This window comes from Rhodoferax sp. GW821-FHT07G04, assembly GCF_059418585.1.
The window spans coordinates 521,428-542,903 of sequence record NZ_JBWKQD010000001.1; the positions used below are offsets into that span (position 1 = coordinate 521,428).

The 21,476-nt window shown below is 64.3% G+C and carries 22 protein-coding genes; 9 read left to right on the top strand and 13 right to left on the bottom strand.

Going from position 1 to position 21,476, the window contains the following annotated elements; genetic code table 11:
• Nucleotides 1–29 precede the first annotated feature (29 nt).
• The gene (locus AC07OO_RS02330) at nt 30–716 is read left to right on the top strand and encodes a M50 family metallopeptidase (protein WP_495080441.1); all 687 of its coding nucleotides are present in this window, start codon (nt 30–32) and stop codon (nt 714–716) included.
• Here the strand turns inward: AC07OO_RS02330 and AC07OO_RS02335 are convergent.
• The 4 genes from AC07OO_RS02335 to AC07OO_RS02350 all read right to left on the bottom strand — a co-directional run bounded on the left by AC07OO_RS02335 (nt 713) and on the right by AC07OO_RS02350 (nt 6,710).
• Nucleotides 713–1,756 (bottom strand): FUSC family protein, encoded by a 1,044-nt coding sequence (locus AC07OO_RS02335; protein ID WP_495080442.1) that lies wholly within the window; start codon nt 1,754–1,756, stop codon nt 713–715. The two genes, AC07OO_RS02330 and AC07OO_RS02335, sit on opposite strands and share 4 nt — an antisense overlap.
• Nucleotides 1,753–2,214 (bottom strand): MarR family winged helix-turn-helix transcriptional regulator, encoded by a 462-nt coding sequence (locus AC07OO_RS02340; protein ID WP_495080443.1) that lies wholly within the window; start codon nt 2,212–2,214, stop codon nt 1,753–1,755. The genes AC07OO_RS02335 and AC07OO_RS02340 overlap by 4 nt, the downstream gene beginning before the upstream one ends.
• A gap of 115 nt (nt 2,215–2,329) precedes the next feature.
• Nucleotides 2,330–5,461 carry an efflux RND transporter permease subunit gene (locus AC07OO_RS02345; RefSeq protein ID WP_495080444.1) on the bottom strand — a complete coding sequence of 1,044 codons (3,132 nt, stop codon included), beginning with the start codon at nt 5,459–5,461 and terminating at the stop codon, nt 2,330–2,332.
• 31 nt (nt 5,462–5,492) lie between these two features.
• Nucleotides 5,493–6,710, bottom strand: a complete 1,218-nt coding sequence (locus AC07OO_RS02350; RefSeq protein WP_495080445.1) for an efflux RND transporter periplasmic adaptor subunit — start codon at nt 6,708–6,710, stop codon at nt 5,493–5,495.
• A gap of 296 nt (nt 6,711–7,006) precedes the next feature.
• On the opposite strand from AC07OO_RS02350, the gene pbpC reads away from it, so the two are divergent.
• On the top strand, nt 7,007–9,265 hold the full coding sequence (gene pbpC, locus AC07OO_RS02355; protein WP_495080446.1) for a penicillin-binding protein 1C: 2,259 nt from the start codon (nt 7,007–7,009) through the stop codon (nt 9,263–9,265).
• Nucleotides 9,266–9,340: 75 nt separating this feature from the next.
• Here pbpC and AC07OO_RS02360 read toward each other — a convergent pair whose 3' ends face one another.
• From AC07OO_RS02360 to AC07OO_RS02370, 3 genes are all read right to left on the bottom strand, one after another.
• Nucleotides 9,341–9,895, bottom strand: a complete 555-nt coding sequence (locus AC07OO_RS02360; RefSeq protein ID WP_495080447.1) for a lectin-like protein — start codon at nt 9,893–9,895, stop codon at nt 9,341–9,343.
• Between the two features lie 109 nt (nt 9,896–10,004).
• A complete protein-coding gene (locus tag AC07OO_RS02365; protein ID WP_495080448.1) occupies nt 10,005–10,295 on the bottom strand; it encodes a putative quinol monooxygenase in 291 nt (96 codons plus the stop codon).
• A 145-nt stretch (nt 10,296–10,440) separates the two neighbouring features.
• Nucleotides 10,441–11,367 carry an AraC family transcriptional regulator gene (locus tag AC07OO_RS02370; RefSeq protein WP_495081760.1) on the bottom strand — a complete coding sequence of 309 codons (927 nt, stop codon included), beginning with the start codon at nt 11,365–11,367 and terminating at the stop codon, nt 10,441–10,443.
• A gap of 94 nt (nt 11,368–11,461) precedes the next feature.
• Between AC07OO_RS02370 and AC07OO_RS02375 the strand changes: the two genes are divergently transcribed.
• Together AC07OO_RS02375 and AC07OO_RS02380 are read left to right on the top strand one after the other, a co-directional pair.
• The gene (locus AC07OO_RS02375; protein WP_495080449.1) at nt 11,462–12,184 is read left to right on the top strand and encodes a metallophosphoesterase family protein; all 723 of its coding nucleotides are present in this window, start codon (nt 11,462–11,464) and stop codon (nt 12,182–12,184) included.
• Nucleotides 12,181–12,903, top strand: coding sequence for a CPBP family intramembrane glutamic endopeptidase (locus tag AC07OO_RS02380; protein WP_495080450.1), 723 nt, complete (start codon nt 12,181–12,183; stop codon nt 12,901–12,903). The genes AC07OO_RS02375 and AC07OO_RS02380 overlap by 4 nt, the downstream gene beginning before the upstream one ends.
• 12 nt (nt 12,904–12,915) lie before the next feature.
• Here AC07OO_RS02380 and AC07OO_RS02385 read toward each other — a convergent pair whose 3' ends face one another.
• From AC07OO_RS02385 to AC07OO_RS02395, 3 genes are all read right to left on the bottom strand, one after another.
• Nucleotides 12,916–13,662, bottom strand: a complete 747-nt coding sequence (locus AC07OO_RS02385) for a hypothetical protein (protein ID WP_495080451.1) — start codon at nt 13,660–13,662, stop codon at nt 12,916–12,918.
• A 127-nt stretch (nt 13,663–13,789) separates the two neighbouring features.
• Entirely contained in the window at nt 13,790–14,389 is a 600-nt protein-coding gene (locus AC07OO_RS02390) for a Crp/Fnr family transcriptional regulator (RefSeq protein WP_495080452.1), read from the bottom strand.
• Nucleotides 14,390–14,430: 41 nt separating this feature from the next.
• The gene (locus AC07OO_RS02395) at nt 14,431–15,336 is read right to left on the bottom strand and encodes a LysR family transcriptional regulator (protein WP_495080453.1); all 906 of its coding nucleotides are present in this window, start codon (nt 15,334–15,336) and stop codon (nt 14,431–14,433) included.
• A gap of 97 nt (nt 15,337–15,433) precedes the next feature.
• Here AC07OO_RS02395 and AC07OO_RS02400 point away from each other — a divergent pair, with 97 nt between their 5' ends.
• The 4 genes from AC07OO_RS02400 (at nt 15,434) to AC07OO_RS02415 (ending at nt 18,584) form a co-directional block, all read left to right on the top strand.
• Nucleotides 15,434–15,661: a DUF2798 domain-containing protein gene (locus tag AC07OO_RS02400; RefSeq protein ID WP_495080454.1), complete on the top strand. Its 228-nt coding sequence runs from the start codon at nt 15,434–15,436 to the stop codon at nt 15,659–15,661.
• Nucleotides 15,662–15,789: 128 nt separating this feature from the next.
• Nucleotides 15,790–16,902: an ABC transporter substrate-binding protein gene (locus tag AC07OO_RS02405; protein WP_495080455.1), complete on the top strand. Its 1,113-nt coding sequence runs from the start codon at nt 15,790–15,792 to the stop codon at nt 16,900–16,902.
• A gap of 11 nt (nt 16,903–16,913) precedes the next feature.
• The gene (locus AC07OO_RS02410) at nt 16,914–17,471 is read left to right on the top strand and encodes a methylated-DNA--[protein]-cysteine S-methyltransferase (RefSeq protein ID WP_495080456.1); all 558 of its coding nucleotides are present in this window, start codon (nt 16,914–16,916) and stop codon (nt 17,469–17,471) included.
• Nucleotides 17,472–17,534: 63 nt separating this feature from the next.
• Nucleotides 17,535–18,584 carry a sensor domain-containing diguanylate cyclase gene (locus AC07OO_RS02415; protein WP_495080457.1) on the top strand — a complete coding sequence of 350 codons (1,050 nt, stop codon included), beginning with the start codon at nt 17,535–17,537 and terminating at the stop codon, nt 18,582–18,584.
• Here the strand turns inward: AC07OO_RS02415 and AC07OO_RS02420 are convergent.
• Nucleotides 18,581–19,351: a substrate-binding periplasmic protein gene (locus AC07OO_RS02420; RefSeq protein ID WP_495080458.1), complete on the bottom strand. Its 771-nt coding sequence runs from the start codon at nt 19,349–19,351 to the stop codon at nt 18,581–18,583. The genes AC07OO_RS02415 and AC07OO_RS02420 overlap by 4 nt on opposite strands.
• A gap of 48 nt (nt 19,352–19,399) precedes the next feature.
• On the bottom strand, nt 19,400–19,999 hold the full coding sequence (locus AC07OO_RS02425; RefSeq protein ID WP_495080459.1) for a short chain dehydrogenase: 600 nt from the start codon (nt 19,997–19,999) through the stop codon (nt 19,400–19,402).
• A gap of 119 nt (nt 20,000–20,118) precedes the next feature.
• On the opposite strand from AC07OO_RS02425, the gene AC07OO_RS02430 reads away from it, so the two are divergent.
• On the top strand, nt 20,119–21,006 hold the full coding sequence (locus AC07OO_RS02430; RefSeq protein WP_495080460.1) for a LysR family transcriptional regulator: 888 nt from the start codon (nt 20,119–20,121) through the stop codon (nt 21,004–21,006).
• Here the strand turns inward: AC07OO_RS02430 and AC07OO_RS02435 are convergent.
• On the bottom strand, nt 20,978–21,460 hold the full coding sequence (locus tag AC07OO_RS02435; RefSeq protein ID WP_495080461.1) for a GNAT family N-acetyltransferase: 483 nt from the start codon (nt 21,458–21,460) through the stop codon (nt 20,978–20,980). The two genes, AC07OO_RS02430 and AC07OO_RS02435, sit on opposite strands and share 29 nt — an antisense overlap.
• Nucleotides 21,461–21,476: the final 16 nt, after the last annotated feature.

Consider the following 21,476-nt stretch of genomic DNA (forward strand, 5'->3'; position numbering starts at 1 on the left):
AAAAGGATACCATTCGCCCCTGAATACCCATGCGCTCCAAACCCTTACGCTCGCGTAGCCTGCTTATCCTGTCCACCATCGCCGTTGTGCTGGTCTGGCAGTTGCCCTATGGCCGTGAGCTGTTGTACCCGCTGAGCCTGCTGGCGACTTTTGCCCACGAGATGGGGCACGGCCTCAGTGCCCTGATGGTGGGTGCGGAATTTGACCAACTGCTGATGCACGCCGATGGCTCCGGCGTAGCCCAATGGCATGGCAACCCGGGGCGCCTGGCATCGGCCTTTGTCGCGGCGGGCGGGTTGGCGGGGCCGGCTGTTGCCGGTGCGGGCCTGCTACTGCTGTCTCGCCAGCCGCGCTTTGCCCGTGCGCTATTGCTGGCCCTGTCGGCCTTGCTGCTCATATCGATGGTGTTGTGGTCGCGCAATGCATTTGGCATGGTGTTTCTGTCGACCATGGCCGTTGCCCTGGGCATAGCCGCCAAGGCCCTGCCCGATGCCGCAGCCGCCTTTGTGTTACACCTGATCGCCGCCACGCTGTGCCTGTCGTGGTTCAACAACCTGGGCTATCTGTTTTCCGAGCAGGCCGTTGTCAACGGCAGGGCCATGCCTTCCGACAGCGCCGTCATTGCGCAAGCGCTGTGGCTGCCCTATTGGTTTTGGGGCGGTGTGGTGGCCACCTTTTCGTTTGCGGTGGTTGCACTGGGCATTTCAAAAACCTAGGCGGCCTTGGCGGTGGTGGGCGGGGCAGACAATTGCAGCAGGTCGTCCAGCAACAAACGCAGTGGCGTAGCCAGCATGTGGCCGCCGCCCGCAGCCCCCACCTCACAGCTTTGGGTCAGCATCTGCAGCGACTCCAAAGACGCTGGCCCCATCCCCGTCACCGCACGGGCCACCGCTGACAAGGCAGCGCTGGCAGCCTCTACCACCGCGCGCTCGCCCGGCCCGGCGTGCGTGCCACGCACCAGGTCCAGGCCGCGGTTCAACACCACAGCGTCTTGCACCACGCGTGCGGTCAGTGCGGCCATGCGCCGGTAATGCCGAGCAGGCAAGGCCCCGGCCTCTTGGGACCACCGTGACCAGGGGTATCGGCGGTCCGCACTGGCGGCCAAGGTCGCCAGGCCCAGCAAAGCCGCACGCATGGCCGCGGCACTGGCCTCCCCCTGCACTTCAGTCACCGGCGTGCGCAAGCCCCGTGTCTGCAGTTGCAGGGCCATGCGCCGCAGCACGGTTGCACAGCCTGTCTGCAATCGCTCTCGGGTTTTGAAGGGTGACGTGGCCTTCGCAACTGCTACCGACACGCCCACACCAATGCCAATCTGCACCATGCGCAGCACTGCGGCCTCCCACGCCGAATGACCGGGCAGCTCGCCGGCCATCAACACGATCAAGGCCGCCACCGCCCCGCTGCGCAGCATGGGCAGGGCTGCGCTGCCAAAAGCCAGCGCGCTGACAACCACCAGGGTCACCACCGTGCCATTGGCGCCCGCATGGTGCACCACCACCGTGCCCAACAGACCCAGCGCAACCCCTATCGCCGTGCCTTGCACGCGGTCCCAGCCGGCGTCCAGGGCTGAGCCTGCGTCGACACGCATCACGATCAGCACGGTAACCACCACCCAAAAACGCTCGGGCAAACCCAAGGCCACTGCAAGTCCGTAGCCCAACAGCACGGTGAGCGCCAATTGCGCTCCTTGGCGCAGCGCCTGCAAGGCACCGCCTGGCGCGGCCACCACCTGCAACAACATGGCCATGGTGCTCATAGCGCCCCCTTGCCGTCTTGCAAAGCATCGCCCAAGGTCGCCAACAGCGCACTGGCACGCAGCAGCAGCGCCTGGTCTTGCGCGTTCAAGCGGGTGCGAATGGCCTCGGCCAGCGGTGCGTCGGCCCCCTTGGCCGCGGCGCCCAGTCGCTTCTTGCCTGCGGGTGTGATGGTCAATACGGACTGGCGGGCATCTTCGGCATGGACGCTGCGCGCGATCCACCCCTGCGCATCCAGCTCGGCCAGCAAGCGGGTCAGCGACTGCAGCTTGACCGCCTCGCGCCGCGCCAGTGCCGTGGGCGTCAGGCTGCCGCCGCGGTGCAGATGGCTCAGCACACTGAGCATGGCGACCGACAGGCCATCGTGCTGCATGCCGGTGCGGATTTGGCGTGAGAGGTGGACCACGGCTGCGCGCAGCTGGACGGCGCACGCAGTGGAATCAAAGGGTGCTGTGGACATGGCAATCAGTAAGATAAGTCGTAGTAATTTAATACTAAGCTATTTCTTACCAATTGACAAGCAAGCCGCAGAAACAAAAAACCGGGCACACAGGGCCCGGTTGTAGGGAGCAGGTTTAAACCGGCGCCTGCTCCGGCTGCGCGCCCACCACCGGTGGCTGCGCATGGGCGACCGGTGCCACGCTGCCAAAGCGCCGCTTGTACCAGCGTGGCAAGTTGTCCAAGTAGGTATACAGCACCGGCACCACCACCAGCGTCAGCAAGGTACTGGTGATGAGACCACCAATGACGGCCCGGCCCATGGGGGCCTGCGCCTCACTGCCCTCGCCCAGGCCAATGGCCATGGGCAGCATGCCGAACACCATGGCCAGCGTCGTCATGATGATGGGGCGCAGCCGCACCTGGCCGGCACGCAGCACGGCGTCGTGCTGGCTCAGGCCTTCGTGCTGCGACTGGTTGGCAAAGTCCACCAGCAAAATGGCGTTCTTCACGACCAGGCCCATCAGCATGATGAAGCCGATGATGGAGAACAGGTTCAGCGTCGACCCTGTGAGAATCAACGCCGCCATCACCCCTGCCAGCGTGAACGGCAGCGATGCCATGATGGCAATGGGCTGCAAAAAGCTGGCGAACTGCGACGCCAATATGAAGTAGATGAAGATGACGGCCAGCACCATGGCTACCATCGCGGCACCACCGGCTTCGTCGTTCTGCTCGGCCTCGCCCTTGATGTCAAAGCGGTAACCCTGCGGCAGCGTGATGGCCTGCACCACTTTCTTCACCTCCTTGGCCACGTCACCTGTGGGGCGGCCTTCCACATTGGCATAGATGCCGACGCGGCGCTCCAGGTTCTGGCGCTTGATGACCTGCGGGCTGGTGGAGGGGATGAACTCCACCACCTGGCGCAGCGGCACCATGATGGGTGTGCCGTTCGCATCCACCTTGCTGCTGGAGATATACAGGTCGCCCAGGTCCGACAGCTTTTGCCGGCCCGAGCGCGGCAACTGCACATTGATCTCGTAGTTCTGCCCATCGGGCGCCAGCCAGTTGCTGACTTGGTCGCCGTTGACGAAGGGGCGCAACGCACTGCCCACGCGCTCCAGCGACAGGCCCAGGTCGCTGGCTACAGCCTGGTTCACCTTGACGATGACGGCGGGGTTGGCCTGCTCCAGGCTGTGCTCCAGGTCCACCACGCCCTTGACAGCGCGTATCTTGGTCATGACCTCATCCAACAAGCCAGGCAAGTCTGCGGACGCGGGGCCGATCAGGTTGATCCAGATGGGCTTGTTGAAGCCCACCGAGGGCTCGATGCCGGGGATGCTCTTGAGGCGCTGGCGCACGGCGTTCTCCACCTCGGTCTGGCTGCGCCGCGGCGTCTTGCGCTTGTCCACCAGCTTGATCAGCAGCTCGGCCTCGTTGCGGTTGTTGCCGCCCACCGTGGTGCTGACCAAATCGATCTCGGGGAAGCTTTTGATGGCCTCTTCCACCTGCAGCACCTTGTTGTTGGTGTACAGCAGGCTGGTGCCAACCGGGGTCTTGATCTTGAGCGCGAACACCCCCTCGTCCGTCTTGGGCATGAACTCGTTGCCCACCATGGGAATCAGCGCCAGGCTGGCGGCAAACACCGCTGCGGCCACAACCAGCGTGGTCTTGCGCCAGGCCAGCGTGCGCTCCAGCAGGCGGCCATACACGGCGTGCAGCCAATCGACGCGGTGCTCTATGCGCTCCATCAGGCGGCCCAGCCACGGCGCCCACGCAAAGCGCGACTCGACAGGGTCTTTCCACACCGACGACAGCATGGGGTCCAGCGTGAAGCTGACGAACAAAGACACCAGCACCGCCACCGTGACCGTGATACCGAACTGGAAGAATATCTTGCCGATGATGCCGCTCATGAAGGCCACCGGTATGAACACCGCGCAGATGGCCATGGTGGTGGCCAGCACCGCCAGGCCGATCTCCTGCGTGCCATCGCGTGCGGCGGCCACATGGCTCTTGCCCATGCCCACATGGCGCACGATGTTCTCGCGCACCACAATGGCGTCGTCGATCAGCAAGCCAATGCACAACGACAAGGCCATCAGCGTCACCGCATTGATCGTGAAGCCAAAGGCATACATGGCGATGAAGGTGGACACCACCGAGATCGGCAACGTGACACCGGTGATGATGGTGCTGCGCCACGAGTGCAGGAACAGGAACACGATGGCAATAGTCAGCAGGCCACCCTCCACAATGGTGTGCTTGACGCTCTCCAGCGACTTGCGCACAAAGCTGGCGTTCTCGGCAATGGAGCGAATCTCCACATCGGCTGGCAACTGCTTGCGCAGGCCCTCCACGGCCTTGGCCACGTCCTCACCCACGGCCACCAGGTTGGCGTCTTGTGTCTTGAATACGCTGATGGTCAGCGCCGGCTGGCCGTTGACGCGGGCAATGGACTGCTCCTCGCGCTCGCTGTCGGTGATGGTGGCCAACTGGTCCAACGTCACCGGCGTACCGGCGCGGCGGGCCACGATGATGCGCTTGAAGGCCTCCACACTCTTGAGCTTGCCCTCCACCCGCACCAAGCGCTCCTGCTCGGTGGCGCGCAACGAACCGGCGGGCATGTCCTGGTTGATCTGGCGGATGGCGTTGACCACCTCGTCCACGCCAATCTGGTAGGCCAGCATCTGCTGCGGCTTCAAGGACACCGACACCTGGCGCTGCACCGCGCCGTTCAGCGTCACCTGGCCCACGCCCGACACGCCTTGCAAGCGCTTGACGATCTGCTGGTCGGCAAAGGTGGACAGCTCACGCTTGCTGCGTGTCTCCGACAAGATGCCGAAGGTGGCTGTGGGCTGGGCGTTGTCGAACTGGCCGCGCACGATCAGCGGGTCTTTGGCATCGCGCGGGAAGCCGGGGCGTATCTGCGCCACCTTGTCGCGCACATCCTGGATCGCCTTGGTCATGTCGGTGGACAGCGCGAACTCGGTCCAGATCTCGGCGCGGCCTTCCAGCGAGTTGGTGAAGATGTTGCGCACGCCGTTGACGGTGTTGATGGCCTCTTCGAGCGGCTTGGCCAGGTCGGCCTCCACCTGCTCGGGTGATGCGCCGGGGTAGCGCACCTGCATCCACACACCGGGCACCTGGATATCGGGCATCTGCTCCACGCCCAGGCGGTTGTAGGAGATGACACCCAGCACCATCAGGGCCAACATGACCATGGTGGCGAATACGGGCTGGTTGATACTGGTCTTGGTGATCCACATGGTCGTTGTGCTCCCTGTGTTCTACAAATAGTCAGGAGGGCTTGGCCGCGCTGGACGCCGCGCCGGTCGGCGCACTGGCTGCGGCGCTGCTGCGCACCACGGCCGGAGCGCCTACCTTCAGGCTGCCCATGCGCACACGCACCACATCGGCGCCTTCGCTCAAGCCGCTGCTCACTTCGGCCAGGCCGCTGACATCGTCACGCTCGCCCACTTTGACGGCATGCTTGGCCAGCTTGCCGCCTTCCACGGTGAACACATAGCTCTGGCCCGCCTCTTCAAACAGCGCGGTGCTGGGCACCACGGGCACGGGTGTGGACTTGGACAGCATGATCTGCCCTTGTGCAAACATGCCGCCGCGCAGCAGGCCATTGGCATTGGGCACGGCCACAAACAGCTTGATGGCCCGCGAGCCGGCTTCGGCTACGGGGTTGATGCGCTCTACCTTGCCATCGAACGGGCGGTCGCCAAATCCATCAACCTTGAAGCGCACGTTTTGACCCAGCGAGACGCTGGCAATGTCGGATGCGGGCACGGTCACTTCCAGCTCCAGGCGCGACAGGTCCACGATGGTCACCATGGCTGCATCGGGCAGCACACGCTCACCGCCATTGACCATGCGCTTGGCCACCATGCCGCTGATGGGCGCGCGCACCACGGCGTCGTCCAGCGCCTTCTTGGCCAGTTGCACCTGGGCATCGGACCAGCGCAGCGCGGCCTCGCTACCCTGGTAGGTACTGTGCAATTGGTCAAAGGCATTTTGCGAGATGAAGTTCTGCTTGAGCAGGGCCTGGTTGGTGTCGCGGTTGCGTTCGGCGATGGCCAGCTTGGCGCGGCGCTCGGCCTGCTCGGCCTGGGCCGCGTCCAGTCGGGTGCGCAGGTCGGTGGTGTCCAGCTCGGCCAGCACATCGCCCTGCTGCACGGCCTGGCCCTCGCGCACCAGCACCTTGCGCACCTCGCCCGCCACCGTGGCTTTGACGATGGCCTGGGTCAACGGCGACAGCGTGCCCGAGATGGCGCTGGTGCGCACCAGCGGCTGCAGCGCCACGGTGGCAATGTCGTTGGTGGTGAATTCCAGCGTGACGGCGGGCGCATTCTTCTTGGCATCGTCTGCCGGGCGTGCCGTGGAGTTCTTGGATGCGAAGAAGGCCGCGGTGCCGCCCACAACGAGCACGGCGGTCAGCGCAATCCACACCAGCTTGCGCCGGGCGGGGTTGCGGTCAGAGGCTGAAAGGGCGGAGGAGAATTGCATGGTGTGGTGTCCTGCTAGGGGCGGCTGGGGGCTGCTATAAGGCCTCGCACATGCGAGGCCGGCGGTGGCCTAGGGGCCGGTCGTTGGTGTTCGTCAGAGACCAAAATTGTAGGCCTGTACCAGGGTGTTTGCGCGTGACCTTACGCCTGCAGCCCCCTCGCCGTTTGGCCTTTGCGATAAACACCCCCAAAGCGCGGATGAACTGCGCCGTGGGCGGATTGGCTGCACCCCAGGGGACGCAAAACGGCCCGCGCGGAGCCTGGCCTGGATTCACGGTATTCTGTGGCCCCCATACCATGGTCCGTCTCTTGCCACACTCCCCTCTTCCTGCCAATACGCCACGGCGCTGGGTTTATGCCGTCACTACTATTTTGATAGCGTCTCAGGCATATTCTGCGAGGGCTAGCACCACATTTGACCAAGTGCGATCCGGCTACCTGGCATCGGACACCCTGATTCTGGACCGCCACGGCGAGCTGCTGCACCGCCTGCGCACCGATGCCAGCGTGCGGCGCGGCCAGTGGGTGGCGCTGGCCGATGTGTCGCCGGCCTTGCGCACAGCCCTGGTACTGTCCGAAGACAAGCGTTTCTACGAGCACAGCGGCGTGGATTGGCGGGCGGTAACCAGCGCTGCCTGGGCCAATCTGTGGAACAGCAAGACGCGAGGCGCCTCCACCATCACGATGCAGCTGGCAGGCCTGCTGGACGAAGACCTCAAGCGCGGCAGCGGCGGGCGCAGCCTGGCGCAAAAGCTGGGGCAGACCGTGTCGGCCCAATGGCTGGAGCGCGGCTGGCGCAAGGACCAGATCCTGGAGGCCTACCTGAACCTGGTGCCGTTCCGCGGCGAGCTGGTCGGCATAGACGCCATGAGCCGCACGCTGTTTGGCAAGGCCGCCCATGGCCTGGATGCGCGCGAGGCCGCGGTGGCCGCGGCCCTGGTGCGCGCGCCCAACGCCAAGCCCCCCCAGGTGACACAGCGGGCCTGCGAGGTGCTCAAGAGCCTGCAAGACGGCCGCGCCGATTGCGAGGCGCTGGACCTCTTCGCCAGCGCCGCATTGCAGCGGCGTGACTACACGGCCAGCGAAGGCATCGCGCCCCACGTGGCTCAGCAGTTAGCCCAGCAACTGGCACGCGCGCCCGGCAAGGCAGGCCCCGGGGCCACAACGATCAAGACCACCCTGCACGCTCCGCTACAGCGCTTTGCCGTACAGACCCTGCAGCAGCACCTGCGCGAACTATCCGGTCGCCATGTAGAGGACGGTGCGCTGGTGGTACTGGACAACGCCAGCGGCGAGGTGCTGGCCTGGGTGGGCTCTTCGGGTGACGACATCAGCAACGCAGCCGACGTGGATGGCGTCACCGCGCTGCGCCAGCCGGGCTCCACACTCAAGCCCTTCTTGTATGCCCAGGCCATTGCCGAGCGGCGCATCACCGCGGCCTCGCTGTTGGAAGACTCGGGCACGCAGATCCAGACATCGGGCGGGCTCTACATCCCGCAGAACTACGACCACCAGTTCAAGGGCTGGGTGTCTACCCGCACGGCGCTGGCCGCGTCGCTGAATGTGCCGGCCGTGCGCACGCTGGTCATGGTCTCGCCCGATGCATTCCAGAAGCAGTTGGTCAAGCTGGGCCTGCCCTTCAAGGAGAACGGCGACTACTATGGTTACAGCCTGGCCCTGGGCAGCGCCGAGGTCTCACTGCTGAACCTGGCCAACGCCTACCGGGCGCTGGGCAATGGCGGGCGCACCAGCCCCACCACGCTGGCCCTGAACACCAAACCCGTCTGGAAGCCCGCACTAGACCCGGCTGCTGCCTTCATCGTCGGCGACATCCTGAGCGACACCAATGCCCGCGCCCGCACTTTTGGCACCGACAGCGTGCTGGCCACCCGCTTCTGGACGGCGGTGAAGACCGGCACCAGCAAGGACATGCGCGACAACTGGGCCATGGGCTGGTCACAGCGCTATACGGTGGGCGTGTGGGTGGGCAATGCCAGTGGCGCTCCCATGTGGGATGTCAGCGGCACCACCGGCGCTGCCCCCATCTGGGCGGCCATCATGAACCACCTGCACAGCCGCCAGACCAGCCGCGCACCCAAGCCCCCGGCCGGCGTGGTGCAAGCGGCGGTGCAGTTTGCCGCTCCCGACGCCAAAGCCAGCGCCCAGCCGCTGGAGGCCGCGCGCACCGAGTGGTTTGTGCCGGGCACGCAGCAGCCTACGTTTGCTATGCAATCAGGAGCGCTATATGCAGATTCGACGAGGGCTAGAGGCCAGAAACCTTTAGACGCTTCCGCCAGGCCGGTAGCCCGCATCACCGCGCCCACCACCGGCACCATCATCGCGCTGGACCCCGACATCCCGCCCAAACACCAGCGTGTGAGCTTCCAGGCCGAAGGCGCCAACCTGCGCTGGCTGATGGATGGCAAACCCTTTGCCAAAGGCGCCACGGCCCAGTGGCTGCCCTGGCCGGGGCGGCATGTGGTGCAGATTGCCGATGCCAAGGGCACGGTGCTGGACGAAGTGCGGCTGGAGGTGCGTGGGGCCGGCGTCCGTTGACCCAGCGGCTCTTCCCACCCCACCATGCAAAACGGGAACCGAAGTCCCCGTTTGAATCGAAAGCGTTTGAATCGCTCAGGCGGCAGCAGCAGCCTTGCGAGCACGGCGACGTGCCAGGCCACCGACCACGCCAAGGCCGGCCAGCATCAGCGCGTAGGACTCGGGTTCGGGCACGGCAGTGGTGATTTCGACCACGCCATGCTGCGGGAAGGCATAGCCCGACACATTGGCCAGGTCGTTCCATTGGCCATTGCTGTAGGTGTGCACGTAGTCTTCACCGCTGCAGCAGTTATTGGGTTCGCCGGGCGCAAAGTTGGTGTAGGTCACAGCCTGACCGCTGGTCCATGCAAAGGTGGGCGCATTGGGGGTGGTGCGGTACAGGCCGATCCACAGCGTCATCTGGGAGCCCCAGGTGTTGGTCAAAAAGGTGTTTTCAGCGGCGTTGTCGACGGCGACCAGGTGACCACCCAGCGAAACTGCATAGGCCTCGCTGTCGGTCCAGCTGGCTTCGGACAGTAGCTGGTAGGTATTGCCGTTGTAGGTGGCGGTGTCCAGTATGGAGATGGCGTTGGCGGCGCCGCAGGCCAGCACGCTGGCGGCGATGGCTGTCTTAACGAGGTTTTTGAGCATGGTGGGGCTTCCTAGGGTTCGCGAACAGGGATGAAAGCACCACAATTGGCGCTCCTGTGCGCGAATGTAGGTGGACCGCCCTGTCCTAACAATAGTCCATTCGGACTAGTCAGCGCTCCGTGTAGTAGTGGCTGACCGGGTCTTTGGCCAGGTGGGCGGCCAGCGTCGCCCAGGCACCGGACGACACCACCCTCTCGATATGGCTCTGGTGCTGCGCCGGTGAATCCCAGTGCTCCAGCAGCGTAAAGAGGCAGGGATTGCCGCTTGCGGCAAACAGCCGGACCGATTGGCAACCTGGCACGCTGGGCAGGTCATGTTTGACTTGGTCGAGCAGGGTTGCAAAGGCGATCGCCGACTCGGGTTTGGTTTCAAAAGTGATGATGATTTGGGTGCTGTGCATGCGATGCCTTGAAGTGCTAAAGCGGGTTGATGGATGCCGGAGACCAGCAACCAGCACTCTAGAGGCGGGAGGCGCGCCGGGACAGACCCAAAACTGCGCTTGTCTTGATCAGCACTGCAAAGCTGCAAAGCCGCAAAGGGGCGAGTTAGCGCGCCGTTTGATCCAGGCATTCGGTCGGAGACAGACCAAAGCGTCTTTTGAACTCGCGTGTGAAGTGCTCGGGGCTCTCGAACCCCACGCGGGCCGCCACTTCGCTGGCACGCAAACCGCCGCGCAGCAATAGTGCACGTGCGGCGTCCAGGCGCAAGCCCCGTAGATAGCGCATGGGGCTGATACCGACCACCTCGCGAAAGGTATGCGCATAGTGCGATGCGCTCATCGCACTGTGGCTGGCCAGTTCGGCGATGCCCAGCGCTCGGGTGTACTGCGTGCGGATGAACGCGATGGAGTCCTGCATCTTGACGGCCGAGCGGCTTACCACCGCGGCGTCGCGCAAGGCAAAGCCCGCAGGCGAGCGCAGCAGGCGGATGATGATCTCCTCCAACACCAGTGGCGCAATGGTCAGCCTATCGATGGGGTCCTCTGCGGCACCCAAGAGGCGGATGAATGCCTCCAGCACCTGCGGGTCCACTGGCGTCACGGCATGCGGCGCAAGCGTGGGGGAGGCAGGCAGCCTGGAGTGCAGGTCTTTCAACGCGACCAAGGCTTTGACCAAAGTGTCGGGCGGCAAGTCCAGGTGAAGAGCCAGGTAGGGTTGTTGCGGACTGGCCGTCACCACCGTGCCGTGGCAAGCGACTTCGCGCCCCAAGACCAGACACTGCATGGCACCGTATGCGAACACTCGGTTGTGCAATCGCGCCGTCTTGCACCCTTGCAACACCACGACCAGCCCCGGCATCAGGAGTTGCGTCTTGTGGTATTCCGTGGGCTGTGAAAACCGGTAGTAGCGCAAGCCGGCAACAGCGGCATCGGTGCGGCCTTCTGCAACGGCGTGTTGGGCCACCAGGGCACGCAAATGCAGTGCGGCGGGCGATTCAGGGGTTGGAGCTGGGTAGTCGGACGAAAGCAGCATGGTCACACGCAAAAACCTGGGGCGTTGATTGTGCATGGGCCGGCGTAGGCCGTTGCACAATGTGCACACGCCCACACCATACACACACATTCCCATGCGCCTCGCCGTTGTATCCGACATCCACGGAAACCTGCCCGCACTTCTGGCCGTCGTCGCCGACTTCACACGCCGTGGCGTGGACCAGGTCTTCAATCTGGGCGATAGCCTGTCCGGCCCCCTGTTGCCGCTGGAGACCGCCCAGTACCTGATGGCGCAGAAGGACTGGGTACAGCTGGCCGGCAACCACGAGCGCCAGATCCTCAACCTGCATGCCCACTCCGGCGCTTCAGATACCTATGCCCGTGCGCAGCTGTCGGCCACGGAGCTGGCTTGGATAGCCTCCCTGCCCCATAGCCGGCCCTGGGGTGAGGACGTGTGGCTGTGCCACGGAACACCCCACAGTGACATCACCTACTTTTTGCAAAACGACGACCAGCCCGCGTCGGCCGCCGAGATTGCCGAGCGCCTGGGCAGCGTCCAAAAATCCTTGGTGCTGTGCGGCCACAGCCATGTGCCGCGCAGCGTGCGCAGTGGCGCCAGCCTGATCGTCAACCCTGGCAGTGTGGGCCACCCCGCCTTCAGCAGTGACTACCCGCGGCCCCACCAGGTGCAAAGTGGCTCGCCCGATGCCCGCTATGCGCTGGTGGAGCAACATGGCAGCGCCTGGTCGGTGTCGCTGGTTTCAGTGCCCTATGCCTACGAAGACATGGTCCAGCTCGCCAAGCTGCGCCAGCGCCCCGACTGGGAATGCGCGCTGCGCACTGGCTATATGGCATGAGCGCGCTGCTGGGCTATTTCGCCACCATCACGCCGGTTTTTCTGGTCTATGCGGCACTGCTGTGGGCCGTGCCCCGCAACCAGACGGTGCTGCGCATCCTGCTGCACATTGCCTTCTTTGTGCTGGCCCGCGATGCGATGACCGGTGCCGGCTTCTGGCAGATCAGCGCTGGCGCCTTGCGCTTTACCGCACCACCGGCCACGCTATGGGGCCTGGCCGGTGTCTCGCTGGCGCTGTGCCTGGCGGTCTATGGCCTGGAGCGCCCGGCGCGCACCGGCCTGCGCTGGCGGGGCTCGGGTTGGTTGGTCTCCACCGCAACCGGGCTGGCGGGTGCGCTACTGATCTGCGCCGTGGTGGCCGCGCTGAAGGCGGTGTTCGCATTACCCGCCACGCTGCCACCGCCCGCAACTGGCATGCTGCCGGTCCTGCTGGCGTTTGCGCTGGCCGGCAATGCCTATGAAGAGCTGCTGTTCCGGGGGCTACTGCAAAACCACCTGGGCCAGTCCATGACGGCCCGCCGCGCAGCCCTGGTGTCGGGCCTGTTCTTTTGCCTGTGCCATGCCCACCTGGCGCTGATAGTCCCTGCCGCCAGCCTGCAAGTGCTGTTGTTCACGCTGCTGGAGGGCTTGGTGGCCGCCTTCGTCTATCTGCGGGCCGGCCTGCTGAGCGCCACCCTGACACACGGCCTGGCGATTGCGGCGCTGGCCTGCGGGCTGTAGCGGCGGTCTCGGTCATTGCAGCGAGGCCGTGTTGGCGGGACCGGTCTTCGCAAAGCCCGCGAAAACCCGCGCCGACAAAATGAAGGCGAAAACAAAGAAGACCGTTCGCCCCAGCACCAGCGCCTTGGCAGACTCTATGGGCATGACGGAGATCAGCACACCCAAGGGCACATAGCACCACAGGCTGAGTGCAGTCAGCCGGCCCAGCTTGCCCAACCGCCAGAAGCCCAAGCCGAACAGCACGACTGAGAAGTAGCTGGCGTGGAATTTGATCTGCGATGCAACCATTTGGAATTGCCCATCCGCCGCCGAGATGGGTAGGCCGCTTTCAATGGAGTGCAGCATCATCGTGATGTGGTGGTTTTCCAGCGCGTCCAGAAACGCGGTGGTCAGCATTGCACTGAGTGCAACCGTCACGGTGCGATCACCCAGCAGCGTGCGCATGCGAGCGGCAAGCAGCACGAAAAAAGATGCATAAAGAACCATGAACAGGTTGTCCAGGCCCAGGTTGATGCGCAGCCCCTGGGCCGCCATGGGGGCTGCCGACAGATGCTCGGTGAAGGCCTGAGCCGAACGCGCCGACTGGTAAAAATCCTGCGAGCTTTTGGTGAAGAGGATGCCGACGACCATCATGCCAACCACCAAGGCAGCCAACGACGCCAGCACGGCCAGAGCCCGGTCCAGCGAGGGAGTATTCATCGCGTAGGGCCCGTCCAGGTCGTATCCGGCGGGGGCGAGTAGTGAGTCCAGCGTTTTCAAGGCATTGCTCCTTCATGTATGAGATGGTCTTCATCATGAACAAGCCGCTTGGGCAGCGCATTAACATTTGTTGTGTGAGACGGCGGGGCCCCGTTTTTGCCTCGCCACTTCTTAGGCCCCGAAGGCCTTAGCGCTTGGAGGGTGGTTTGCCTGCGCCAGCAATGCGGCTCAGGTGCACGGCTGTGATGCCCAGGTAGCTGGCAACCATGTGGCGCGGCAGTTGTGCGTGGAGGGCCGGAGCACTCTGCACAAAGCGTTGGTAGCGCTCTGCGGCCGGCAGCGTCAACATCTCAAACTCGCGGTGCATCTTTTGTACGTACAGGCCTTCGGCCATGCGGCGCATCAGCAGCATCAGCGTGGGGTGCTGGTGGGTCAGCGCGTCGACCGCGGCCCAACTGAGTTCCAGCAACTCGCAGGGGCTCAGGGTTTCAATCGAAGCAGCTGCAGGCCTCTGGACCAGCAGGTCGGCCAGCGACCCCGAGAACTCTTTGGTGCCGCAGAAGCGGCGCGTGGCCTCCCGGCCCTCGCCATCCACATAGTATTCGCGCAACAAGCCGATGCGAACGAAGAAGATGCTGCGCGCCAGATCACCGGCACGCAGCAACTGCACGGCGGGCGGCACACTGCGCTGCACCGCCAAACGGGCCACGGCTTCAAAAGCGGCCGACGATACGGGGCTGATGCGCTCAACCGCATCGCGTAAATCTTGTAAGTGGTTGAGCTGCATAGACGGCCATTGTCAACCACGATGCATGACATGGGGCGCTGCTAAGCCTTCACCCCAGGATTAAGCAGCGGCTGCTGCGCCGCGCAGGTCACCAGGTGGTCCAGCAGCACCCGCACACGGGCAGGCATCTGACGGCTCTGGGGCCAGATGGCGTATACGGGGCGTGTGGCCGCTTCCCATGCGGGCATCCCCTCTACCAGGCGCCCTGCGGCCAATTCGTCCGCCACCTGGGTCAGCGGACACAGCAGCACACCAATGCCACTGGCCGCCATGTGCGCGGCCAACTGCATTTCATTGACACGGAAGTGGCCCTGGGGCACCAGAGACTGCACAGCACCGGTGGCCCGCTCGACAAAACGCCATTGCGTGGCAGGTTCGGCAACGATGAGCGCATGCTGTTGCAAGTCTTCGGGCGATTGCAACGCCGGGCTGCGTTGCAAGTACTCGGGTGACGCGGTCAGCACATTGCGCACCGTGCCCAGCCTGCGCTGGCCAAAGCTGGAGTCGGTCTGATCTCCGGCCCGTATCGCCAGGTCGGCCCCGCTGCCCAACAGGTCCTGGTTGTGGTTGCTGAGTTGCAGCTCCAGCCGAATGGCGGGGTGGCGCTGCATGAAGCTGCTCCAGCATGTGCGCAGCGGCCCGTTGGCCAGGTTGATGGGCGCCAGCACGCGGACCGAGCCACTGAGCTGCGTCAGATTCGCATCCAGCGACTGCGTGGTCTGCTGCAGCGCCAGCAGCAGGGGCCGGCACTGCTCGTAGTACTGCAGGCCCTCTTGCGTGGGCACCAGGCGCCGCGCACTGCGGTGCAGTAGTTGGCAGCCCAAGGCCTCTTCCAGCTTTTGCAGGCGACGGGTGACCGTCGCTGCGGGCACATCCATGGCGCCAGCCGCAGCCCGCAGGCTACCCGCTTCGACGATGCGCACAAACAGGGCCAAGTCATCCAACATTATTGCATTTTTGTAATTTGATATTCTATTTTCAAGTGTAGTTTCATTTATCGGCAATCTGTAAGCTCCAAACCTTGCTATTTTTTGGAGAAACAGAATGTCGGAAGCCACCCGTTTGCGTTTGGTATTTGCCCTGTTGATGTCCTTGCTGATGTCGCTGTTGATGACGGGCTGGGTGACGTGGATCAACGTCGGTCTGGGCGAGCGTTTCATGGCGCTGTGGGGCCACGCTTTTTTGCTGGCTTGGCCCGCGGCCTGCATCATCGTGCTAGCCGCAGCGCCCAGTGTGCAGCGCCTGTCCAAGCGCCTATTGGGTGCTATCTGACATACGCAAAAGCAGCGCCCTGACAGCAACCTGTCGGGGCGTGAAAACCCCGACGGTTGGCGCCGCGTCAAAGGTCTATAGTGGCTGGCACAGGCAGTTGGGCCTGGCATAACGACAAAGGTAGACCGTTGAATCCAAAAAAATTCATGCGCCTGTTGGCCTTCGCAAGCGCGCTCCTGGGCCTGTGCGCCCTAGGCCATGCCGAAGACGGTGTCAGCAAGACATCGGTCGTGTTGGGCCAGTCGGTCGCTCTGACCGGGCCCTCTGCCCAGATGGGGCAGTCGTTCGCCCAAGGCGCCAAGCTGTACTTTGACCGAATCAATGCTGCCGGGGGTGTCAATGGCCGCAGCATCGAACTGGTGACGCTGGACGATGGCGGCGCGCCCGCCAACACCGTGGCCAATACCCGCAAGCTGCTGACCCAGGGCGTGTTGTCGCTGTTTGGCTACTACGGCTCGCCCCAGCTTACGGCGGCCTATGCCAGCGTCAAAGGCAACGACGTGATGTTTTTTGCCCCCATGGCAGCGGCAGACGAGTTCCGTGGCTCGCTGTACCCCAATGTCTACTCCGTGCGCCCCGGCTATGCCGAAGAGGCCTCGGCCATCACCCACCATGCCGAGACCCTCGGTGTGCGCCGGCTGGCCATCCTGCATTCGGCCGATGGCGAATCCTTGGCCGCACTGGATTCGGCTGAGCGCACCATGACCGGCGCCGGCGCCAATCTACTGATCAAGACACCCATTGAAAACGTGGAGAAGGCCTTGCAGACCAAGCCCGAGTCGGTGCTGGTCATCAGCGACCCGGCCGGTGCCGCCGCCGCCATCAAGGACCTGCGCAACCGCCAGTTCCGCGGGCCGGTCTATGGCTTTTCCAATACGGGCGAAAGCCTGCTGGCCGACCTGCTGGGTACGGCCGGTGCCGGTGTCGTCGTGGCCCGGGTGGTGCCCAAGAGCGACAACAGCAAGTTCGCACTGGTGCGTGAGATGCTGGCCGATATGGCGAATGCCAAGCTGGGTAAGCCCAACGTCTATTTGCTGGAGGGCTATATCGCCGCCCGCGTCTATGCATTTGCACTGGCCAATGCTGGCAAGGACCCGACGCGGGCCAAGCTCAAGCGCGCGCTGGACGCTCTCAATGACGTCAGCATCGGCGACTTCCGTGTGCACTTTGCACAGGACCGTGTGGCCTCGCGCCTGGTGCAGTTGGGCGTCATCGATTCCACGGGCCGCGTGCGGGAATAGAGAGGAGAGCCGTGCCCGCCACGCTGGCCTATGCCGTCTTCCCTACCGCACTGGGCCATTGCGGCATCGCCTGGAGTGCAGAAGGCCTGACCTGCGTGCAATTGCCCGAGGTGGACGAGGCGGGCACCCGTGCCCGCATGGCCCGGCGCTTCCCGAAGTGCCGTGAGGAGAACCTGCCACCGCCCATGGTGCAGGAGGCCATCGCCGCTGTCGCCGCGCTGCTGCAGGGCACTCCGCCAAAGCCCGCAGATTTGACCCACCTGGTGCTGGACATGGACGGCGTGCCGCCGTTCCAGCAACGGGTCTATGCGCTGGCCCGCCAGATACCGCCAGGCCAGACGCGCACCTATGGCGAGCTGGCCCAGCAACTGGGCGAGCCCGGTGCCGCCCGCGCCGTGGGCCAGGCCTTGGGACACAACCCCTTTGCACCGGTCGTGCCCTGCCACCGCATCCTGGCAGCCGGTGGCCGCTCCGGCGGGTTCTCGGCCAACGGCGGTGTGGACACCAAGCTGCGCATGCTGCTGACCGAGCGCGCGCAGTTCAACGGACCGGGACTGTTTGACGAATAGGCTGCCCGAGCCAACAATGGGGGCAGCAACAATTGAATTGGGGCCAACCACGGGGGACTTGCCATGATTCCACGCCCGCCCGATGAGCCGCAGCGGCTGGCTGCGCTGCACAACTACATGCTGTTGGACACGCAGGCCGATGACGAATTCGACCTGCTGACCGAACTGGCCGCCGAGCTGTGTGGCGCGCCCTACTCCTTTGTGTCGCTGGTCGACGAAGACCGCGTGTGGTTCAAGAGCCGCTACGGCAGCGACAAGGACCAGATGCCGCGTGACCAGGACTACTGCGCCTGGTCGATCCTGGAGGACGAGGAGCTCAGCATCCCGGACCTGACGGCCGATGCCCGCACCGCATCGCTCGTCTCCACAGTATCCGGCCCCCAGTTCCGCATGTACAACGGCGTCAACCTGGTCAGTGCAGACGGCTACCGCGTGGGCGTGCTGTGTGTGATGGATACCCAGCCCCGCAAGCTGACGCCCAACCAGCACCGCCTGCTGCGCCGCCTGGCACGCCAGGTGATTGCGCTGATGGAGCTGCGGCTGATGCAGCGTGAGCTCAAAGACGCGCTGGTCAAGGTCAGCCGCCTGGCGAATGAAGACGAACTGACCGGCCTGCTCAACCGCAGAGCCTGGTTGGCGCAAGCGCGCAGCCAGATGCAATTGGCCATGCGCCTGGACAAGCCCTTGAGCGTACTGATGCTGGACGTGGACCACTTCAAAAGGGTCAACGACGACTACGGCCACCCGGCGGGCGACGCCGTGTTGCGCGCGCTGGGGCAATTGCTGGCAGGCTCCCTGCGCGGCACCGACGTCGCCGGGCGCCTGGGCGGTGAGGAATTCGCCATCCTGCTACCAGGCTCCGACGCCGCAGGCGCCGCCCGCGTGGCCGAGGGCCTGCGCCAACTGGTGGAGCAGGAGACCATTCAGGACGATGAGTTGGTGCTTCAGGTCACGGTGAGCATAGGTACGGCCAGCTTTGGCCAGACGACACCCGATGCGGCACAGGACTCACTCGGGGCACTGCTGCGTGCTGCGGACCAAGCCCTCTACACCGCCAAAAGATCCGGGCGCAACTGCGTGGCCGCAGCAGCCCCCTCGGTCGCCCTGGCCTAGTTTTCTTTGTAGCCGGCGTAGATGCGGGCCAGCTCGCCCCGTTGCGCCAGCTTGGCCAAAGCCGCCTCCAGCCGTTCACGGTGAGCAGCAGGCCAGGTATTGGCCACGGCGAACAACAGGGATTCGGATTTGAAGACGGTGGGCAAGAGCTTGACCTTGTCGCCCAACTGCCCTTCGTCGATGTAACGCAGCAAGGCGTTCTCGGTGTGGTAGAGAAAGCGGCCACGCCCACCCACCAGCATGCGCAGGTTGACATCGGTGTTGCCACTGCTGGCCTCCAGCACCAGACCGCCTTGGCCCTTCAAATAGCCCTCATGCGAAGTGCCCTTGCCGACAATGACCACGCCGTCTGCACCCAGCTTGCGGATGTCGTCCAGGCTGTTGATCCGCACCGCGTCATCGGCCCGCACGGCAATGCGGTGGTGCACGGTGTAGATGGGCACGTCGATGAAGCCGAAGCGTGCCTCACGCTCCGGGGTTTTAATCAGCGCGCAAAAGGCATCCAGTTGCCCCTGAGCCAAGCGCTGCTCCACCCGGGGCAAGGCCGTGGGCGTGGTCCCGCCAAAGAACTTGATGTCGGGGTCTTGCCGCTCCACGGCCCGCATGACCTCCACGCAGATGCCGGGCTTGCTGGGGTTGGAACGGTTGAACTTCAGCACGTTGTTGTCTTGCGCCGCAGTTCGGATAGGGATGGGCTGCGCCCAAGTGCAGAGGGCGCCACCCGCCAGCCAGCCCAAGGCCAGCAGCGAGTGGAGTGGACGGCGCAATAGCATCCATCACAGGCTAGGCAATTGCGCCGCACCTGTCAATTGGTATCACCAGACGGTGTAGACCTGCCCCGTCTGCAGGCCGTCCACACTGCGCGCATAGGCCAGGGCCACCCGGGCGGCGGGGGCCGGCTCAAAGCCCACGAAATACGGCCCGAATGCGGGCATGGACTCCTGCAACACGGTAGGGCTCACCACGTTGATGCGCAAGCCGCGCGGCAACTCGATGGCGGCCCCCACCACAAAGCCTTCCACCGCCTTGTTGACCGATGCGGCACTGGCGCCATAGCGAATGGTCTGCGCGCCCACGATGCCGCTGGTCAGCGTGATGGAGCCGCCATCGTTCAGATACTTTTGCGCGGCAAAGACCAGCTCCACCTGGCCCATCAGCTTGCTGTTGAGGCCAATACGGAACTGTTCGCTGGTCATCTCGCCCAAAGGGCCAAAGTGCACATCGCCCACCGTGGCCACGACTGCATCGACCTTGCCTACCTTTTGGAACAAGGCCTCCACGCTGGCGGGCTGCGTGAAATCCACCGGGTGGGTGGCACTGCTGCGGCTGGCCGCAATGACGGTGTGGCGAGCCGACAACTCCTTGACGACCGCATTTCCGATGGCGCCGGTGGCACCGATGACGAGAACTTTCATGGCAAATCCTTTGGGTTAGATGGCATGCCGGTGTGGCATGGGTGCAATTGTTGATTCAATCCCATAGAGAATAAATACCATATCATTTACTTCATTACTAACCATCAGTTTTTAATACCATGGACCGCTTGGAGAGCATGGCCGTGTTTGTGGCCACGGTGGACAAAGGCAGCCTCAGCGCGGCGGCCGAGGCCTTTGGCATGTCGGCGCCCATGGCGGGCAAGCACATACGCCATCTGGAGGAACGCCTGGGCGCCCGCCTGATGACACGCACCACCCGCCGCCAAAGCCTGACCGAGATTGGCCGGGCCTACCTGGACCAATGCCGTGCCATCCTGGACCAGGTACAGGCGGCAGAGTCCGGCGCCCAGGCGCTGCGCAGCACGGCACGCGGCCTGCTGCGCATCAATGCGCCGGTGACCTTTGGCTCGGTGATGCTGGCGCCCGCGTTGACACAGTTCCTGGACCAAAACCCCGAGGTGCAGGTGGAGCTGACGCTGAACGACCGCATCATCGATCTGGTCGACGAAGGTGTGGACGTGGCCGTCCGCGTGGGCACGCTCGCCGACTCGGGCCTGGTGGCGCGGCCGCTCCAGTCGTATGGTGTGATGATTTGTGCGGCGCCGTCTTACCTGAAACGCGCCGGCACACCCCAGCACCCCGAGGAGCTAGTCCACCACCAATGCCTGGGCTTCACGCACTGGACCCGCCGCGGCGGCTGGACGCTGGGCCGTGGTGACCCGCTACCGCGCGGCTGGCCGGTGAGCCGCTTCCAGAGCAACAACGGCTTGGCCCTGCGCATGGCCGCGCTGGAGGGCTTTGGCATCGTCATGCAGTCTTCGGTGATGCTGGGCGGTGACGTAGCCGCTGGGCGCCTGGTGGAGATACTGCAGGAGCACCGGCCACCGCCCTTCCCCATCCACCTGGTCTACCCCAAGGACCGCCAGCCCGTGCCCAAGCTGAGCCGCTTTGTGGATTTCATGCTGGCTCGCTTTGGTGCGTCGTGAGCGCTGGCAACGTCTTTTGCATGAACACGCTCAGCGGGTCGTCTGCGTAACTGCCATAGGGCCCGCAGACTGCATAGCCAAAGCGCGCATACAGCGCCAGCGCCTCCGGCTGGCCTGGGCCTGTCTCTAGCTTCATCTGCTGGCAACCGGCCGCGACCGCCGCATCCTCCAGCATCTGCAGGATCTGCCGTGCAACGCCCTGGCCACGCGCAGCAGGGCGCACATACATGCGCTTGACTTCGCCATAGTCCAGCCCCAGCACCACCGCGCAGCAGCCCACCGCTTGGCCGGTGTCATCGCGGGCGACGGCAAACAGCATTTGCTCCTGTGCAACCGTGCTCAGGTCCAGCGCATAAACGCTTTCGGGTGGGTACAGGGTTCTCTGGTAGTCATCCAGCTCGGCAATCAGGGCAATGGTGTCCGCCTGGTTGGGAGATTCAAAGGCAATGCGCATGGTGTGGGGTCTGCTC

Bases quoted from the DNA above. Each gene is read 5' to 3' on its own strand.
- AC07OO_RS02435 (WP_495080461.1), bottom strand. From the start codon at position 21,460: ATGCGCATTGCCTTTGAATCTCCCAACCAGGCGGACACCATTGCCCTG.
- AC07OO_RS02400 (WP_495080454.1), top strand. From the start codon at position 15,434: ATGTCGGAAGCCACCCGTTTGCGTTTGGTATTTGCCCTGTTGATGTCC.
- AC07OO_RS02340 (WP_495080443.1), bottom strand. From the start codon at position 2,214: ATGTCCACAGCACCCTTTGATTCCACTGCGTGCGCCGTCCAGCTGCGC.
- AC07OO_RS02360 (WP_495080447.1), bottom strand. From the start codon at position 9,895: ATGCTCAAAAACCTCGTTAAGACAGCCATCGCCGCCAGCGTGCTGGCC.
- AC07OO_RS02370 (WP_495081760.1), bottom strand. From the start codon at position 11,367: ATGCTGCTTTCGTCCGACTACCCAGCTCCAACCCCTGAATCGCCCGCC.
- AC07OO_RS02415 (WP_495080457.1), top strand. From the start codon at position 17,535: ATGATTCCACGCCCGCCCGATGAGCCGCAGCGGCTGGCTGCGCTGCAC.
- AC07OO_RS02375 (WP_495080449.1), top strand. From the start codon at position 11,462: ATGCGCCTCGCCGTTGTATCCGACATCCACGGAAACCTGCCCGCACTT.
- AC07OO_RS02335 (WP_495080442.1), bottom strand. From the start codon at position 1,756: ATGAGCACCATGGCCATGTTGTTGCAGGTGGTGGCCGCGCCAGGCGGT.
- AC07OO_RS02365 (WP_495080448.1), bottom strand. From the start codon at position 10,295: ATGCACAGCACCCAAATCATCATCACTTTTGAAACCAAACCCGAGTCG.
- pbpC (WP_495080446.1), top strand. From the start codon at position 7,007: ATGGTCCGTCTCTTGCCACACTCCCCTCTTCCTGCCAATACGCCACGG.
- AC07OO_RS02350 (WP_495080445.1), bottom strand. From the start codon at position 6,710: ATGCAATTCTCCTCCGCCCTTTCAGCCTCTGACCGCAACCCCGCCCGG.
- AC07OO_RS02380 (WP_495080450.1), top strand. From the start codon at position 12,181: ATGAGCGCGCTGCTGGGCTATTTCGCCACCATCACGCCGGTTTTTCTG.
- AC07OO_RS02425 (WP_495080459.1), bottom strand. From the start codon at position 19,999: ATGAAAGTTCTCGTCATCGGTGCCACCGGCGCCATCGGAAATGCGGTC.
- AC07OO_RS02330 (WP_495080441.1), top strand. From the start codon at position 30: ATGCGCTCCAAACCCTTACGCTCGCGTAGCCTGCTTATCCTGTCCACC.
- AC07OO_RS02345 (WP_495080444.1), bottom strand. From the start codon at position 5,461: ATGTGGATCACCAAGACCAGTATCAACCAGCCCGTATTCGCCACCATG.
- AC07OO_RS02390 (WP_495080452.1), bottom strand. From the start codon at position 14,389: ATGCAGCTCAACCACTTACAAGATTTACGCGATGCGGTTGAGCGCATC.
- AC07OO_RS02395 (WP_495080453.1), bottom strand. From the start codon at position 15,336: ATGTTGGATGACTTGGCCCTGTTTGTGCGCATCGTCGAAGCGGGTAGC.
- AC07OO_RS02430 (WP_495080460.1), top strand. From the start codon at position 20,119: ATGGACCGCTTGGAGAGCATGGCCGTGTTTGTGGCCACGGTGGACAAA.